This is a genomic window from Pseudomonas sp. FSO-7 (assembly GCF_059579345.1).
This window is the reverse complement of record NZ_CM184193.1, coordinates 6,335,597-6,351,051: the sequence shown is the minus strand read 5'-3', so window position 1 is coordinate 6,351,051 and position 15,455 is coordinate 6,335,597. Positions and strand designations below refer to the sequence as shown.

15 protein-coding genes are annotated in these 15,455 nt (G+C 62.4%); 9 read left to right on the top strand and 6 right to left on the bottom strand.

Annotated elements, in window-relative coordinates; all coding sequences use genetic code 11:
• The first annotated feature begins 19 nt into the window (after nt 1-19).
• The 4 genes from AC515T_RS27980 to rsd all read left to right on the top strand — a co-directional run bounded on the left by AC515T_RS27980 (nt 20) and on the right by rsd (nt 3,861).
• Nucleotides 20-1,153 carry a uroporphyrinogen-III C-methyltransferase gene (locus AC515T_RS27980; protein ID WP_496533202.1) on the top strand — a complete coding sequence of 378 codons (1,134 nt, stop codon included), beginning with the start codon at nt 20-22 and terminating at the stop codon, nt 1,151-1,153.
• Nucleotides 1,150-2,397 carry a heme biosynthesis protein HemY gene (locus AC515T_RS27975; protein ID WP_496530792.1) on the top strand — a complete coding sequence of 416 codons (1,248 nt, stop codon included), beginning with the start codon at nt 1,150-1,152 and terminating at the stop codon, nt 2,395-2,397. Before AC515T_RS27980 ends, AC515T_RS27975 begins: the two co-directional genes overlap by 4 nt.
• 287 nt (nt 2,398-2,684) lie before the next feature.
• Nucleotides 2,685-3,227: a disulfide bond formation protein B gene (locus AC515T_RS27970; RefSeq protein ID WP_496530791.1), complete on the top strand. Its 543-nt coding sequence runs from the start codon at nt 2,685-2,687 to the stop codon at nt 3,225-3,227.
• 175 nt (nt 3,228-3,402) lie between these two features.
• Nucleotides 3,403-3,861, top strand: coding sequence for a sigma D regulator (gene rsd / locus AC515T_RS27965; protein ID WP_496530790.1), 459 nt, complete (start codon nt 3,403-3,405; stop codon nt 3,859-3,861).
• Between the two features lie 58 nt (nt 3,862-3,919).
• On the opposite strand, the gene AC515T_RS27960 is transcribed toward rsd, so the two are convergent.
• On the bottom strand, nt 3,920-4,585 hold the full coding sequence (locus AC515T_RS27960) for an FKBP-type peptidyl-prolyl cis-trans isomerase (RefSeq protein ID WP_496530789.1): 666 nt from the start codon (nt 4,583-4,585) through the stop codon (nt 3,920-3,922).
• A gap of 191 nt (nt 4,586-4,776) precedes the next feature.
• Between AC515T_RS27960 and AC515T_RS27955 the strand changes: the two genes are divergently transcribed.
• Nucleotides 4,777-5,931 (top strand): AlgP family protein, encoded by a 1,155-nt coding sequence (locus tag AC515T_RS27955; protein ID WP_496530788.1) that lies wholly within the window; start codon nt 4,777-4,779, stop codon nt 5,929-5,931.
• Here the strand turns inward: AC515T_RS27955 and AC515T_RS27950 are convergent.
• Complete coding sequence (locus AC515T_RS27950) at nt 5,928-6,392, bottom strand: TIGR02444 family protein (protein WP_496530787.1); 465 nt, start codon at nt 6,390-6,392, stop codon at nt 5,928-5,930. The two genes, AC515T_RS27955 and AC515T_RS27950, sit on opposite strands and share 4 nt — an antisense overlap.
• A gap of 50 nt (nt 6,393-6,442) precedes the next feature.
• On the opposite strand from AC515T_RS27950, the gene AC515T_RS27945 reads away from it, so the two are divergent.
• The 3 genes from AC515T_RS27945 (at nt 6,443) to AC515T_RS27935 (ending at nt 9,710) form a co-directional block, all read left to right on the top strand.
• Nucleotides 6,443-8,353 carry an ATP-binding cassette domain-containing protein gene (locus tag AC515T_RS27945; protein ID WP_496530786.1) on the top strand — a complete coding sequence of 637 codons (1,911 nt, stop codon included), beginning with the start codon at nt 6,443-6,445 and terminating at the stop codon, nt 8,351-8,353.
• The gene (locus AC515T_RS27940) at nt 8,353-8,934 is read left to right on the top strand and encodes a mechanosensitive ion channel domain-containing protein (RefSeq protein WP_496530785.1); all 582 of its coding nucleotides are present in this window, start codon (nt 8,353-8,355) and stop codon (nt 8,932-8,934) included. Before AC515T_RS27945 ends, AC515T_RS27940 begins: the two co-directional genes overlap by 1 nt.
• A gap of 143 nt (nt 8,935-9,077) precedes the next feature.
• The gene (locus tag AC515T_RS27935; RefSeq protein ID WP_496530784.1) at nt 9,078-9,710 is read left to right on the top strand and encodes a LysE family transporter; all 633 of its coding nucleotides are present in this window, start codon (nt 9,078-9,080) and stop codon (nt 9,708-9,710) included.
• Between the two features lie 212 nt (nt 9,711-9,922).
• On the opposite strand, the gene AC515T_RS27930 is transcribed toward AC515T_RS27935, so the two are convergent.
• The 4 genes from AC515T_RS27930 to AC515T_RS27915 form a co-directional block, all read right to left on the bottom strand.
• Nucleotides 9,923-10,666 carry a penicillin-binding protein activator LpoB gene (locus tag AC515T_RS27930; protein WP_496530783.1) on the bottom strand — a complete coding sequence of 248 codons (744 nt, stop codon included), beginning with the start codon at nt 10,664-10,666 and terminating at the stop codon, nt 9,923-9,925.
• A gap of 3 nt (nt 10,667-10,669) precedes the next feature.
• Complete coding sequence (lpoB, locus tag AC515T_RS27925; protein ID WP_003177333.1) at nt 10,670-11,257, bottom strand: penicillin-binding protein activator LpoB; 588 nt, start codon at nt 11,255-11,257, stop codon at nt 10,670-10,672.
• 153 nt (nt 11,258-11,410) lie between these two features.
• Nucleotides 11,411-11,782, bottom strand: coding sequence for a YcfL family putative periplasmic lipoprotein (locus AC515T_RS27920; protein WP_496530782.1), 372 nt, complete (start codon nt 11,780-11,782; stop codon nt 11,411-11,413).
• 18 nt (nt 11,783-11,800) lie between these two features.
• A complete protein-coding gene (locus AC515T_RS27915; protein ID WP_496530781.1) occupies nt 11,801-13,195 on the bottom strand; it encodes a COG3014 family protein in 1,395 nt (464 codons plus the stop codon).
• A gap of 314 nt (nt 13,196-13,509) precedes the next feature.
• Between AC515T_RS27915 and AC515T_RS27910 the strand changes: the two genes are divergently transcribed.
• A complete protein-coding gene (locus tag AC515T_RS27910; protein ID WP_496530780.1) occupies nt 13,510-15,414 on the top strand; it encodes an FTR1 family protein in 1,905 nt (634 codons plus the stop codon).
• Nucleotides 15,415-15,455: the final 41 nt, after the last annotated feature.

Here is a 15,455-nt window from a genome sequence, read left to right as displayed (position 1 = left end):
TAATGCAAAGGATGGATACGTGAGCGAAACAGCCTTGCCAAAAGAAGATCTAGACCAGCCAGCGATCGATGCGCCGGTTGAAACCCCGCCCCCAGTGGCGCCGCGTCGCGGCAACGGGTTGGCCATTGTTGCCTTGCTGCTCGGCGCCGCCGGGGTCGCCGTGGGCGGTTGGGGCGTGTGGCAGGTCCGTCACCTGCAAACCAATAACCAGCAGCAGTCCGCCCAGGTCCAGGCGCTGAACGATCAGGCCCAGACCCTCAAGCTCAACGAGCAACGCCTGAGCGAGCGCCTGGCGCAATTGCCCCCGGCCGAAGAACTGGAGGAGCGGCGGCGCCAGGTGGCCCAGTTGCAAGCTGATCAGCAGCACTTGAACCAGCGCCTGGAAACCGTGCTCGGTGCCAGCCGCAAGGATTGGCGCCTGGCGGAGGCCGAGCACCTGTTGCGCCTGGCCAGCCTGCGTCTTTCCGCCCTGCAAGACATCAACAGTGCCCAGGCGCTGGTCCAGGGCGCTGACGAAATCCTGCGCGAACAGAACGACCCCGGTTCGTTCGCCGCCCGCGAGCAACTGGCCAAGACTCTCGCTGCGCTGCGCAGCACCGAACAACCGGATCGTACCGGGCTGTTCCTGCAACTGGGCGCCTTGCGTGACCAGGTGCTGCAACTGACCGAACTGGCGCCCGAGTACAAGGACCGCGGTGAATCGTTGCTGGGCCTGACCGCCGATGGCGATGGTGCCAGCCGGTGGGCACAGTGGTGGGATCAGATCTCGCGCTATATCCGTATCGATTTCAACGCCGATGAGAACGTCCGTCCTCTGCTGGCCGGGCAAAGCCTGGTGCAGGTACGCTTGGCCTTGAGCCTGGCGCTGGAGCAGGCGCAATGGGCCGCCCTCAATGGTCAGGCGCCGGTCTACACCCAGGCGCTGACCGAGGCGCGGGACGTGTTGAAGAACAACTTCAACCAGGACAATCCGCAAAGCAAAATCATGCTCGAACGCGTGGGTGAGCTGTCCAAGCAACCGGTGACGGTGGTCACCCCGGACCTGACGGGCACGCTGAGCAGCGTCCAGGCCTACCTTGAGCGCCGCAATCTCAATACCCAGGAATCGGTCAAGCCGCTGCCCGCGCCAGGCGCGCAGGAGGCCACGCCATGAAGCGTCTCTACGTGATTCTGTTCGTGGTCATCGCCGCCGCCGGTTTGCTGGGCGTGGCGATTGCCGAGCATTCGGGTTACGTGCTGGTGGCGTACAAGAACTTTCGTTATGAAGCTGGCCTGTGGGTCACCCTGGCCCTGGTGGCGGTGCTCTGGCTGGTGTGGCGAGGCCTGCGGGCGCTGATCGGGTTGGTGACCACCTCCAGCGGCGTGGTCAACCCGTGGTCGCGGCGCAACCGCAGTCGTCGGGTGCAAGTGGCGATCGAACACGGCCAGTTGGACCTGGCCGAAGGTCGCTGGGCCAGTGCCCAGCGCCATCTGCATCGTGCCGCCGAAGCCGAGCGCCAGCCGCTGCTCTATTACCTGGGTGCTGCCCGCGCGGCCAACGAACAAGGGCTTTACGAACAGAGCGACAGCTTGCTGGAGCGCGCCCTGGAGCGTCAGCCCCAGGCGGAACTGGCCATTGCCCTGACACACGCGCAATTGCAGACGGATCGAGGTGACACGGATGGCGCATTGACCACACTGCAGGCCATGCATGAGCGTCATCCCCATAACGTTCAGGTCCTGCGTCAATTGCAACGGCTGCATCAGCAGCGCGGCGACTGGTCGGCGGTGATCCGGCTGTTGCCGGAACTGCGCAAGGATAAAGTCCTGCCACCGGCCGAGCTGGCTGAACTGGAGCGGCGGGCCTGGGGCGAAAACCTGACCCTGGCGGCCCACCGCGAGGAGGACGGCAGCGTCGGTCTGCAGTCGCTCAATCGCGCCTGGCAACAACTGACCTCCGCACAGCGCCAGGAGCCGGCGCTGGTGCTGGCCTATGCCGAGCAGTTGCGCCAGTTGGGCGCTCAGGTCGAGGCCGAAGAGGTGCTGCGCGGCGCGCTCAAGCGTCACTACGACAGCCACTTGGCGCGCCTGTACGGGTTGGTTCGCGGCAATGATCCGATCCGCCAGTTGCAAGCGGCCGAAGGCTGGCTCAAGGACCACCCGGCCGATCCAAGCCTGCTGCTGACCCTGGGGCGCCTATGCCTGCAGAACAGCTTGTGGGGCAAGGCACGGGATTACCTGGAAAGCAGTCTGCGGGTCCAGCGCAATCCCGAAGCCTGCGCCGAACTGGCGCGCCTGCTGGCGCAACTGGGGGATGCCGAGCGCAGCAACCAGTTGTTCCAGGAGGGGTTGGGGCTGTTGGATGAACGCCTGCTGGCCGCGCCGCTGCCGGTTCCGGCCCAGGCGCTTTCCACGTGAGAAGAGCCTCACTCAATTCCTGAGAGTGCATGAAGCCTTTGTGGCGAGGGAGCAAGCTCCCTCGCCACGGGTTGGTGGAAACCTCAAATTCGCGATTGCGAATACCGCCCCGGTTGTGGGGCTTCGGTCATACCTTCAGCAAAGTCCTACAGCCCATCACGCTGAATCCCCTTCGACCTGTTGGGAATTCCCTACACTCCTGATGAAGTGTCTGCGCGGGGCTGCCTTGAAAGGCCCGAGGGCTTTCCTCTACCGTAACTGCTTGTCTCTTCTGTTACGGAATCGCCATGTCTTTGGCCAGCTCACGCTTCTTGTTTCTCATGGCTTCCATCGCCGCCGCCCTGGCTTTGGGCATCAGCACGTATCTGGAATATTCGGTTGGCCTGACGCCTTGCAACCTGTGTGTCTTGCAGCGGTTGTGCCTGATGCTGTTCCTGGCGAACAGCCTCGTAGCGTGTGTACATGGTCCGGGCCAACGGGGCAGTCTTTTCTATGGCGCCGCAGGATTGGTTTTTGCGACGGGGGGCATGACCCTGGCGTGGCGTCAGGTCCTGATGCAAAGCCACTCGTTCGAGCCGTTATCCGACTGTGTGGCACAGCTCAGCCCGACGGGTTCCTGGTGGTGCGCGTTGCATCGTGTCCTCGACGGCACCGTCGACTGCGCGAATATCACCTGGACGTTGTTCGACCTGAGCATCCCGGAGTGGAGCCTGTTGTTTTTTCTCGCGGTGTCCAGCGCCATGACGTACCTGCTGCTGCGCCTTGCCTGGAGTGCTCTGGTACGACCGCTCAGCGGCGAGACGTCGCAGTTGGTCCGGGCCCTGGATTAAACACTTGTATGAACTTTATCTCCTGCGTACCTTGAAGCCGTTGTCGTGCGGGCATAATCTGGCCCGCACGTGTTATTGGAATTGTGCCGCTCGAACATGTTGTGTCTGGCTTGTCCCTGGTCATCAGGCAAGCACGGGCTGCGAGGGGGCATGACTCACAAGGGAAGAAATCACCATGCTCGAAAGTTGTCAGAATGCTCAGGAACGCTGGGGTGGGGTGCATCTGCTGATCGATCGCTGGCTGCAGGAGCGTCACGAGCTGGTTCGAGCCTACGATGCGCTCGGCGACAAGCCTGAAGCCCTGAGCGAAAGCCGCAAACCCTTGCAGGAGTTCTGCGGTGTGCTGGTCGACTATGTGTCTGCCGGTCATTTCGAGATCTATGAACAACTGACGGGCGAGGCCAAGGCCTTCAACGACAAGCGCGGCCTTGAACTGGCCGAGACGATCTATCCGCGCATCGATGTCATCACCGAGAAGCTGCTGGCGTTCAACGACTTGTGCGATGAAGGCAAGTGCGTAGCGGAAAAATTCAAGGAGCTGGGCGGTTTGCTGCACGAGCGTTTCGAATTGGAAGACTGCCTGATCGAAGTGCTGCACAACGCCCACAAGGAAGAAGCTGCGGTCCAGGCCTGAGGGTTCGCGGTCATGAAAAAACGGTGCGCATTGCGCACCGTTTTTCGTTGGGCCGGCGTCAGGTCGTCGCGCCCAGCAACTCGATTTCAAATACCAAGGGTGTATTCGGCGGGATCACATCCCCGGCCCCTTCGGCGCCGTAGGCCAGGGATGACGGAATCACCAGTCGCCATTTCGCGCCGATCGGCATTTGCGGCAATGCACTGCGCCAACCGTCAATCACACTGTCGAGATTGAACCACTGTGCCTGGCGGTTTGAATCGAATACGGTGCCGTCTGGCAATCGACCGGTATACAGCACCTGGACCTTGCCGTGAGGGCCGGCCTTCGCGCCATGGCCTGGCTTGATTTCGGTCAGCAGGATGCCATCTGCAAGTTGCTGGACCCCGGGCCGGCTCTTTTCTTCGGAGAGAAATTTCTGCTCGGTTTTCAACGCGGCTTCGGCTTGCGGCGTTGCCGATGGCGCGCTCAGTTGTGCCTGGTGCTCGGCCAGGATCTGTTCGATGCGTTCATCTTTCAGGGCCAGTGGTTTGCCCAGGTAGGCCTGTTGCAAACCTTCGACCAAGGCTTTGATCTGCAGGTCCGGCACGTCCTGGCGCAGGCGTTCGCCGAGGCTGGCGCCCAGGCTGTAAGCCAAATCGTGGGCATCGTTTGCGCTGGTTTTTTCAACGGCCTGGGCCGTGGCGCAAGCCAAGCACAGGAATAAAAACAGGTGACGCGACATGTGTGCTCTCCGGCCTCGAATCGAGGAATTATGCCAGTGCCGATATCTATAAAGGTGGATTGCCTGGGTACTGACGCAGAAGATTTTTCGTCTCTTGCAACGCAACGTCTTATGTAGTGTCAACATGCCCTAGCGGCGGTTGTAGCAGAGGTCTAGTATGAGCCGCACTTACGTCAGTCAGGAGGTAAACCATGTCGGCCACCAAGAAGCCTGTAAATACTCCGTTGCACTTGCTCCAACAACTCTCGGGCAGCTTGCTCGAACATTTGGAAAACGCCTGCTCCCAAGCCCTGGCTGATGCTGAGAAACTGCTCGCCAAGCTGGAAAAACAACGCGGTAAAGCGCAGGAAAAACTGCACAAGTCGCGTACCAAACTGCAAGACGCAGCCACCGCCGGCAAGGCCAAGGCACAAGCCAAGGCCAAAGATGTCGTGAAAGAACTCGAAGACCTGCTCGATGCCTTGAAGGATCGTCAGTCCGAAACCCGCGCCTACATTCTGCAACTCAAGCGTGATGCCCAGGAAAGCCTGAAATTGGCCCAGGGTGTCGGTCGCGTGCAAGAAGCCGCGGGCAAGGCGCTGTCGCTTCGTGCTGCCAAGCCTGCCGCTGTATCGGCCAAGAAGCCGGCGGCTAAACCCGCCGTAGTAAAAGCACCGGCCAAAGTCGCTGCCAAGCCTGCCGCCAAAGCACCGGCCAAAGCCGCCAGCAAGCCGGCTGCCAAACCCGTCGCTGCCAGCGCTGCAAAACCTGCGGCCAAAAAACCAGCCGTCAAGGCTGCTGCCAAGCCCGCCGCAAAAACGGCGGCCGCTAAACCTGCCGCCGCCAAGCCCGCTGTAAAAGCCGCTGCTAAACCAGCCGCCAAACCTGCGGCAAAAGCTGTAGCCAAGCCTGCCGCTAAAACCGCCGCCGCAAAACCTGCCGCGACGAAAACCGCTGCCGCTAAACCGGCTGCCAAAACGGCGGTAAAATCCACTGCCAAACCTGCTGCCGCCAAGCCAGCAGCGAAGCCTGCGGCAACCAAAACGGCTGCCGCCAAACCCGCTGCGAAAACGACTGCCAAGCCAGTCGCTGCCAAAGCGCCCGCCAAAGTGGCGGCTAAACCCGCTGCCAAACCGGCCGCGGCCAAGCCTGCTGCCGCGAAGCCAACTGCTGCCAAGCCTGCCGCGAAACCGGCCGTGAAAAAGCCAGCCGCTGCAAAACCTGCGACCGCGCCAGCCGCCAAGCCAGCGACACCGGCCCCGGCTCCGACCGCGACATCTGCGCCGACCGCCAGCGCTCCGGCCACGGCGACCAGCCCAGCCGCCGTTGCGCCGACCGCCAGCAGCACCCCAACCAGCGCTTCCTAAGTGCCGGACACCGCGACGCGCAGCTGATGCAGCGCGTCGCGGCTCGCTGGGTCGGCATTCGCCGCCAGCCCTTGCAGCCATTGGGCTGAGTCGTTCTGTTGTGCTCCCGGCCAATCCTTGGTCAGCGCTTCCAATCGTTCCAGCAATCGCCGTTCGGCTGCCAACTCCAGTTGCTTGACCTGTTCACGCAGGCCATCGAGTGCCGTGTCCCGGAGGGCGCCGGCTTTCCATTGGCGGCGAAGCGTACGCAGTGGCCGCACTACCTCGGCCTCCCACGGCTCGGCCAACTGTCGAAGCTGCCGCAGCCTGTGCTCATTGCAGGTCACGCCGCGTTGCGCCAGCCACAGGCCGCAAAGCAGCAGGCAGACGTTGGCGCCGGCGTCTTGTGACGCCAGGCACGCAGGCTCTACGCCAGGCTTGGCATAGAGGTCGAGGGAAAAACTCCACAGGTCAGGGGACATCGTGCTACTCGCGCCAGTTGCGAGCGAAGCTGGTAGACTCCGCCGCCATTATGATCCGACTTCAGAACCTGACTTTACAGCGTGGCCCGCAACGTCTGCTAGAAGACGCCGAGCTGACCCTGCACGCCGGCCACAAAGCCGGCCTCATCGGTGCCAACGGCGCCGGCAAATCGAGCCTGTTCGCCTTGCTCCGGGGCGAGCTGCACCCGGACTCGGGCGATTGCCTGCTGCCGGCCGACTGGCGTATCGCGCACATGCGCCAGGAGGTCGACACCCTCGAGCGCCTGGCGGTGGACTACGTGCTCGATGGCGACCTGCGCCTGCGCCAGGTGCAACACGACCTGGCGGCGGCCGAAGCGGCCCACGACGGTGCCGCACAGGCCCGCCTGCACGCGGAACTCGACAGTGCCGACGGCTACACCGCCGATGCCCGCGCGCGCAAATTGCTCGCCGGCCTGGGCTTTACCAATGAACAGATGGACCGCCAGGTGGGGGACTTCTCCGGTGGCTGGCGGATGCGCCTGAACCTGGCGCAGGCCCTGATGTGCCCTTCGGATCTGCTGTTGCTCGATGAGCCGACCAACCACTTGGATCTCGACGCCATCATCTGGCTCGAAGACTGGCTCAAGAGTTACCCGGGCACGCTGCTGCTGATTTCCCACGACCGCGATTTCCTCGACGCGGTGGTGGATCACGTGGCCCACGTCGACCAGCGCAAACTCACCTTGTACCGCGGCGGCTACAGCGCCTTCGAGCGCGCTCGTGCCGAACGCCTGGCCCAGCAACAGCAGGCCTACGAGAAGCAACAGGCGCAACGTGCGCACATGGAAAGCTACATCGCCCGCTTCAAGGCCCAGGCCACCAAGGCCCGCCAGGCCCAGAGCCGGATCAAGGCGCTGGAGCGGATGGAAGAGCTGTCGGCGGCCCACGTCGATTCACCGTTCGATTTTGTCTTCCGCGAATCGACCAAGATTTCCAGCCCGTTGATCGACCTGTCCGACGCGCGCCTGGGTTATGGCGACAAGACCGTGCTGGAGAAGGTCAAGCTGCAACTGACCCCGGGGGCGCGGATCGGTCTGCTGGGCCCCAACGGTGCCGGTAAGTCGACCTTGATCAAGAACCTCTCGGGCGAACTCGAGCCTTTGGCTGGGCGCTTGACCCGAGGCGAAAACACTGTCGTTGGCTACTTCGCCCAGCACCAACTCGACTCCCTGGATTCCAAGGCCAGTCCGCTGCTGCACCTGCAACGTTTGGCGCCGACCGAGCGCGAGCAAACCCTGCGCGATTTCCTTGGTGGTTTCGATTTCCGCGGGGCGCGCATCGACGAACCGGTGTTGAATTTCTCCGGTGGCGAAAAGGCGCGTCTGGCGCTGGCGTTGATCGCCTGGGGCCGGCCGAACCTGTTGCTGCTCGACGAACCGACCAACCACCTGGACCTGGAAATGCGCCTGGCCCTGACGATGGCCTTGCAGGAATTCAGTGGCGCGGTGCTGGTGGTGTCCCACGATCGGCATTTGCTCAAGAGCACCACGGATAACTTCTTCCTGGTCGCCGACGGCAAGGTCGAGGAATTTGACGGTGATCTGGAAGACTATGCCCGTTGGCTGGTGGAATACCGCCAGCGCAACGCGCCGGTCAGCAGCACCCCGGTCAACCCGGACAAGACCGACAAAAAGGCCCAGCGCCAGGCCGCCGCCGCATTGCGCCAGCAACTGGCGCCGCACAAGCGCGAGGCCGACAAGCTCGAAGTCGAGCTGGGCAAGCTGCATGAAAAGCTGCAGAAAATCGAAACCAGCCTGGGCGACAGTGGTCTCTACGAGGCGGCGCGCAAGGATGAGTTGCGTGACCTTCTGGCCGAACAGGCCAGGCTGAAGGTTCGGGAAGCGGAGCTCGAGGAGGCGTGGATGCAAGCGCTGGAACTGCTGGAAAACCTGCAAGCGGAGCTGGAGGCGTTGTCCTGATGGAAGCGTTGGCGTTGCCTGTCCCTGTCATGTGGATCGAGCCGATCTGGCTCGGTGTGCAAATCCTGCTGATCCTGGTGGCCGGTTATGTCTCGCAGCGTTTCGTCGCCCGGGCGCTCACGGGCCTGGGTGAGCGTTACCCGCTCCCACCCCAACTGGTGATTATCCTGCGGGGCGTGCTGCGCTGGCTGATCATGGGCACTGCGGTGCTGGTGGTGCTCGAACGCCTGGGCGTCTCGGCCACGGTGCTGTGGACGGCTCTGTCGGGTTTTGTCGCGGTGGCAGCGGTGGCGTTCTTCGCCATCTGGAGCGTGCTGTCCAACCTGTTCTGCGCCGTGTTGATCTACACCGTCGGACCGTTTCGCCTGGGCGATGTGGTCGAGCTGGTGGACACCACCGACAAGCCCGGCATCAAGGGCCGGGTGGTAGCGATCAATCTGCTGTACACCACCCTGATAGAACCCGAGGAACTCGGCACCGGTAGCGCGATGGTGCAAGTGCCCAACAGCCTGTTCTTCCAGCGTTCGGTGCGGCGCTGGCGTGGCAGCGAAGCGTTTCCGGTGGGTGGGCTCGTCGAATAGAAGGGCTGCTACGCAGCCCAGCGGGAGCCAGCTCCCTCGCCACGGTTCATGCCCGCTTAAGTGCTTGTGCAAAAAAAACGGTGGTCAACGACGTGGTGGCGCATTAGCTTAGTCGTTTCGACGAATCCGAGCCGAGGTGTGCAATGTTGCTGGAGACATGGCTGGCGTTTTTTGCCGCCTGTTGGGTGATCAGTCTTTCCCCAGGTGCCGGTGCCATTGCATCGATGTCCAGCGGTCTGCGGTATGGCTTCTGGCGCGGTTACTGGAACGCCTTGGGCCTGCAATTGGGCCTGGCGTTGCAAATCGTGATCGTCGCCGCCGGTGTTGGCGCGATTCTCACGGCGTCGGCCACCGCGTTCTATGCGATCAAGTGGTTCGGCGTGGCCTACCTGGTTTACCTGGGTGTCAAACAGTGGCGAGCCATTCCCGGTGACATGACTGACGATGCGGCCCCGCGGCCCATCGGCAAGCCCCTGGCACTGGTGTTTCGCGGCTTTCTGGTCAATGTCAGCAACCCCAAGGCGCTGGTGTTCATGCTGGCGGTGTTGCCGCAGTTCATCGATCCCCATGCACTGTTGATCCAGCAATACCTGATCCTGGGTGTCACCATGATCGCCGTCGATCTCATCGTCATGGCCGGGTACACCGGGTTGGCGTCCAAAGTCCTGCGCCTGTTGCGCACCCCGAAACAGCAACGGCGGATGAACCGCGCCTTCGCGGGTATGTTCATTGGCGCGGCGGGTTTGCTCGCGACGATTCGCAAGGCGACGGCGTAAGCAAACTGCCTGGAGCGGGGTCGCTTTTGTAGCTGGCTTTAGTGGCGAGGGAGCTTGCTCCCGCTGGGCCGCGAAGCGGCCCCAATATCCTGCGGTCGCTGCGCAACCGAGCGGGAGCAAGCTCCCTCGCCACAAAAGCATCCAACTCATCACAGAAGCAAAAACATCCAGCCCGCCCAAAGAGCAGCTAAACAGCTACCTGACGGTATGACTCAGCGCAAGATCACCGGTGCGGTATCGCGCGGCAGATTGTTGCGCTGCACCGGCTCGCGGGGCTGTTCGTAGCTCGGGCCACCAAGCTGTTCGCTCAGTTGCCGTGCCACGTCTTCACCCAGAGCCTTGGACACTTCGCGCACCACCCGTGGTCGGTTGAGGCTGATACGCACGTCCCGGTGATTCAACAACTTGGTGTCCTGGCCTTCGCCCATGGCCGTAAAGGCCGAGGTGATTTCGTAGGTCTTGGTGTTGATCAGGCTGAAGTCCGCCACCAGGGTCAGTGCCAGCACGGCCGAGTAGCTGTCGGTATTGGCCAGTTCGTTGATGTCGCGGGTGAAGTCGATGTCCGACACCGTGCCGAACAGCACGTAGTCGGCACCCTTGAAGTTCCCGGCCTTGATGCGCTTGATCACGTCATAGACGTCGCCATTGGACGCCGCCGTGTGGGGCGTGCCCTGGGTCAGTTGGAACATACCGCTGCGCAGGATCTCGCCCTTGATGTCGCCGGTGAACTTGCGCAGTTCGCCCTGCTCGATGTAGCTGCTGGTGGCTTCCATCTCGTCGTAGCTCGAGGAAGCGCTGGCGCTGTAGGGGTTCGCCTGGAAGTTGCTCTGCGCTGAAACGGTGTGGATGTATTCCTCCACCCGCTCCTGGTACGCAAGGTCGGTCACCGCGACTTTTGGGGCCGCCTGCGCGCTGAATGCGCAGGCCAGGGCCATGATGCCTATCCATGTGCGCATGGCTTAGCGCTCCGTGGTCTTGCGGATTTCTTTTTCGTCCATCCACTCGGCCAGACCGCTCTCGACGTCGATCAATTGCAGGCTGAATTTGTAGAAGACGTCCTTGTAGTCGCTGCTGCGCTTGACGATCGAGCTGATGGAACCTTCAAGACGGTACTTGGCAGCGATCATGTTGCCGGTCTTGGCCACGGTGCTTTTCTTGTACAGGCCGCTCTGGTTCTGCAGCTTGAGCTGGTCGACCTGGCTGTCCATGGCGGTGTTGTCGCTGGCGAAACGGGCAGCGCCGGTCTTCATCAGCTGGGTCTTGATGCTGGTGGTGATTTCGCGGGTGTCGATGTATTCGCTGGTCTTGTTCTTCACGTCATAGACCTGGACCACCGGGCGTCCCTGCAGGATGCCGGATTGGGCCAGGGAGCGGGTCATGGACTCGGCGATCATTTGCAGGTCGGTGGAGCCGAACTCGTTGGTTACGGTTTCCACGGCCTTGGTATCGCCGTAGCTGATGTTCTTGTTGCCCAGGACCGGCGAGTTGTTGGCGCAGCCGCTGACCAGCAGGGCGGCGAGGGCGAGGGATGAAATGCGTACGAACATGTGGGTGCTCTCGAAAACTGAAAAAGGGATAACGCGTCACTCGGGCGCTTTTTGTGGGAGCGAGCTTGCTCGCGATAGCCGTGTGTCAGTCACATCATGGCTGGCTGATCCAGCGCTATCGCGAGCAAGCTCGCTCCCACAGTTTTTGCGTCTTCAAGGGGTATTGATTTCCAAACGGAAATCCACAGCCTTGGGTGTCGGTGCGATGGCCGGCAGGAAGCTGGTCTGTTCGCCGTACAGCGTCAGGCTTTTCCAGGTTTCTTCCTCGGCGATGGGAAAGCCTTCCGGCCCCAGCCAGGCAAAGCGGTAATACATCGTCTTGTTGTTGTAGCTGGTGTTGCTCAACTGGACATTGACGGTCAGGTAACCGTTTTCCCGGGCCACGCGCATGGCGCCGACCACGATGTTCTTGGTCTTGCCCATCGCCACGACCTTGCTGGCGGCGCTGCCCGGCTCCGGTGGCGGCGGGGTGGCGCAACCGGCCAGCAAGGCCAGGGCGCCGATGGCGATCAGTTTTAAACGCATGTGAACAAGACTCCGTTCTTAAGGTTGCTTGAGGGCAATGGCGGTCGGGTTGGCGCTTGGCATCACCTGGGCCGCGAGGCCGCCAGCGAACACTTGGTTACCCACCGCCCGCAGGCTGATGACCTGGTAGCGCTGGTCGACCGTGACCTTGACCACCGAGCCGCCCACCGCACTTGGCAAGGTGACCTGGTGCTCGCCTTTCTTCAGGCGCAGGCGCACCACCTGGGTGTAGTCGGGCAGGGTGCGCCAGGTCCGGGTGTCAGCCCCTTCGAGTACGGCCGAGGTGAGGCCGACAGCCAGGCCGGCCAGGGGGTTGGTTTCGTTGATTTGCTTTTGCGCCACGCCACGGGTGACGGCGCGCACGGTGGTGCGCAGGATGATGCCCGGCATGTCGTCGCGCAGGGCCCGGCGGGACATGGCGGTGGTGCTGTTGAGCTGGGTCAGGTCCAACTGGCGGCCGTCGACACCGATCTGGCCGAAGGTGGCCGTGGAGGTGTCCGGCTTGATCAGCGGGAACGACAACGGCGTGATCACCAGGTTGCCGCTGATCGGCAAGGGCAGGGGAATGCGGATCGAGTCCCGGGACGGCGCCAAGCCGCTCTGCACCACGATCAGGATGTCGCTGTCATCGCTCTTGGCGGCGGGCTTGTCGAGGTCGCGCAGGGCCTGTTCCAGCAACGGTGTGTTAGGGCGCAATTCGGCGGCCTTGCGATAACCCGGTGCGGCCAGATCCTTTTCACCCAGGGCTTCGTAGACGAAACCGGCCAGGTAATGGCTGAACGCGCTCTGGTAACTGTTTTTAAGGCTGACCACTTCCGGGGCGTCGAGGCTGGCCACCGGATACCCCTGGAGGTCCTTGTATTCGGTCTTGACCCCTTGTTTCTCGGCTTCGTCCTCGCGCTTGAGGTATTCCTTGTCCCGCAGGTCGGCGATCACCGCTTCGCGTTCGTGGGTCTTCTTGATCTGGGTCCGCGCGCCGTCGAAGTCATTCACCGCCAGCAGATTCAGGGCCATTTGCGTGGTCAGCATGACCTTTTCGTAATCGTAGCCTTTGTAGCGGCGGACTTTATCGTTGACCAGAAAACTGCCGAACTGGGCCAGGTACTTGGCCGAGTCGAGCTTGACCGCATCTTCCCACTGGCCCACCTGCTGGTCGGCGCTGTTCCAGGCGGTCTGGCTGCCGGCCAAGTCGCCCTTGGCACGCAGCAGCTCACCTTTCTCGAAGTAATACAGCAGGTCTTTATCTTGGCTGGCGTTGTTCTTTTCCAGCAGGGTCAACGCGCCGTCGACGTTGCCGGACGCCAACTGTTGGTTGGTCTGGGCCAATTCGCTGTCGTAGTTGCGAAAGGCCGAGCAGCCGGACAACAAGGTGATCGCGCCGAGGGCGACCGAAAGAACGGCACGGGATGCCATGAACATTTTCTTCCTTGATAGCAGCCGGGGTGTGCGGGTCGGGCTGGAGCGATCCCACGGACAAGCGTCGGGACGCTGTCGGTTCCTCATAAAAAGAGGAGCTTTTATGCCATCGAATGATAAGAGGCGGCGGGATTATAAACATGGCGCTTGGCTATGTAATGGCTTTTCAATGCCTAAATGTTGTTTTTGTGACATCACTTCCAAAGCATGAAAATCCGATGAAAATCGACCCCCAAGCCACATCCGCCCTTGAGCCGAAGCCATTGGAAGTGAACAATGTGTTACTTCTTATTACCAACTGAGAGTCATTCATGACTGCGCCGTTCCGTTTCCTGGCCTGGCTTGTACTGCCATTGCTTGCGCTGTGCAGCACTTCGCTGCTGGCCGACACCCTCGAGAGTGCCCCCCAGGCACTGCATTTGTTGGATTACATCGGGGCGGATTACCCGGCGACGGTCGAGATGGGCAAGGTCATCGACGAGGCGGAATACCGCGAGCAGCTGGAATTCACCCAGGCGCTGGAAGGGCTGGTCGCCGGGTTGCCGGCCAAGCCGGAAAAGACTGAGCTGGTCGAAGGCATCGGTACTTTGCGCACGGCGATCACCCAGCGCCAGGACGGCGGTGATGTCGCCCGCCTGGCGCGGCAACTGGGGGCCAGGCTGGCGGTGGCGTATGAAGTCAGCCAGGCACCGGTCATTACCCCCGATCCCACCCGCGGCGCGCCGCTGTATGCGCAGAATTGCTCGGTGTGCCACGGAGCCAACGGTGCCGGCGACGGACCTGCCGGTGTTGGCCTGGAACCGCCGCCCGCCAACTTGCGCGACGCCCAGCGCCTGGACCGCCTGAGTCTCTATGGGATCTACAACACCCTCGGCATGGGCATCGAAGGCACCGACATGCCGGCCTTCGCCGATCAGCTCGACGACCGTCAGCGCTGGGACCTGGCGACCTACATCGCCAGCTTCAGCGCCGACCCGGCCGCGGCCAAAAGTGGAAGCGGACAGGTCTTCAATCTCGCTGACCTGGCGCGCCAGACCCCGGCCGAGGTGCTCGCCGCGCAAGGCCCCGCAGCGGCGGCGACATTCCGCGCCCAGCGCGCCCAGCCGCCGCAGGTGCAACGTGGCCCGGCGCAGTTGCTCGACTACACGGCCGCCACTCTGGATAAAAGTATCGCGGCGTATCGCGGCGGTGACCACGACCAGGCCTACGACCTGTCGGTAGCGGCTTACCTGGAAGGGTTCGAGCTGGTGGAAAGCTCGCTGGACAACGTCGATGCCAACGTGCGCAAGGACACCGAAAAGGCCCTGATGGCCTACCGTCAGTCGCTGCAGGATGGTTTGCCGGTGGAGCAGGCCGAACAGCGCCTGGACGCGGCCAAGGCCAAGTTGAAGGAGTCCGCCGGCCTGCTGGGCGGCGATGGCTTGAGCTGGTCGCTGAGCTACATCTCCGGGTTGCTGATTCTGCTGCGTGAAGGATTGGAAGCGATCCTGGTGCTGGCGGCGATCCTGGCCTTCCTGCGCAACACCGGCCAGCAGTCGGCGGTGCGCAGCGTCAACGTCGGTTGGGGCCTGGCGCTGCTGGCCGGCCTGGCAACCTGGGGGCTGGCGGCGTATGTGATCGACGTCAGCGGCGCCCAGCGCGAGCTGCTCGAAGGTGCGACGGCGTTGTTCGCCAGCGTGATGGTGCTGTGGCTGGGCGTCTGGATGCACGACCGTCGTCACGCCGCGGCCTGGCAGGATTACATCAAGAGCAGCCTGGTGGGTGGCGGCGGTCGTTTTGGTTTTGCGATCCTGGCGTTCTTCTCGGTCTATCGCGAACTGTTCGAAGTGATCCTGTTCTACGAAACCCTGTGGTTGCAAGCGGGTCCTGCCGGGCATGACGCCGTGCTGGCCGGCGGCGCGACGGCGCTGGTGTTGCTGGTGGGGTTGGCCTGGGTGATCCTGCGCGGCTCGGCGAAACTGCCGCTGGCGCTGTTCTTCAGCATTAACGCCGCGTTGCTCTGCGCACTGTCGGTGGTGTTCGCCGGTCATGGCGTGAAGGCGTTGCAGGAAGCGGGGATCTTCGGCACCCACCCGGTGGCGTTCTTCGACTTCGACTGGCTGGGCATTCATGCCGATGCCTATTCGCTGGCCGCTCAAGTGGTGGCGATCCTGGCGATCATGGTGCTGTATGGGCGCAGTTGGGTGGCGGAGAAACGTCGGGTCCAGGTTTCCTGAACAGCGGCATTCGCTGCGCTCATAATCGCGAGCAAGCTCGC

Bases quoted from the DNA above. Each gene is read 5' to 3' on its own strand.
- AC515T_RS27975 (WP_496530792.1), top strand. From the start codon at position 1,150: ATGAAGCGTCTCTACGTGATTCTGTTCGTGGTCATCGCCGCCGCCGGT.
- AC515T_RS27970 (WP_496530791.1), top strand. From the start codon at position 2,685: ATGTCTTTGGCCAGCTCACGCTTCTTGTTTCTCATGGCTTCCATCGCC.
- rsd (WP_496530790.1), top strand. From the start codon at position 3,403: ATGCTCGAAAGTTGTCAGAATGCTCAGGAACGCTGGGGTGGGGTGCAT.
- AC515T_RS27960 (WP_496530789.1), bottom strand. From the start codon at position 4,585: ATGTCGCGTCACCTGTTTTTATTCCTGTGCTTGGCTTGCGCCACGGCC.
- AC515T_RS27955 (WP_496530788.1), top strand. From the start codon at position 4,777: ATGTCGGCCACCAAGAAGCCTGTAAATACTCCGTTGCACTTGCTCCAA.
- AC515T_RS27950 (WP_496530787.1), bottom strand. From the start codon at position 6,392: ATGTCCCCTGACCTGTGGAGTTTTTCCCTCGACCTCTATGCCAAGCCT.
- AC515T_RS27945 (WP_496530786.1), top strand. From the start codon at position 6,443: ATGATCCGACTTCAGAACCTGACTTTACAGCGTGGCCCGCAACGTCTG.
- AC515T_RS27940 (WP_496530785.1), top strand. From the start codon at position 8,353: ATGGAAGCGTTGGCGTTGCCTGTCCCTGTCATGTGGATCGAGCCGATC.
- AC515T_RS27935 (WP_496530784.1), top strand. From the start codon at position 9,078: ATGTTGCTGGAGACATGGCTGGCGTTTTTTGCCGCCTGTTGGGTGATC.
- AC515T_RS27930 (WP_496530783.1), bottom strand. From the start codon at position 10,666: ATGCGCACATGGATAGGCATCATGGCCCTGGCCTGCGCATTCAGCGCG.
- lpoB (WP_003177333.1), bottom strand. From the start codon at position 11,257: ATGTTCGTACGCATTTCATCCCTCGCCCTCGCCGCCCTGCTGGTCAGC.
- AC515T_RS27920 (WP_496530782.1), bottom strand. From the start codon at position 11,782: ATGCGTTTAAAACTGATCGCCATCGGCGCCCTGGCCTTGCTGGCCGGT.
- AC515T_RS27915 (WP_496530781.1), bottom strand. From the start codon at position 13,195: ATGGCATCCCGTGCCGTTCTTTCGGTCGCCCTCGGCGCGATCACCTTG.
- AC515T_RS27910 (WP_496530780.1), top strand. From the start codon at position 13,510: ATGACTGCGCCGTTCCGTTTCCTGGCCTGGCTTGTACTGCCATTGCTT.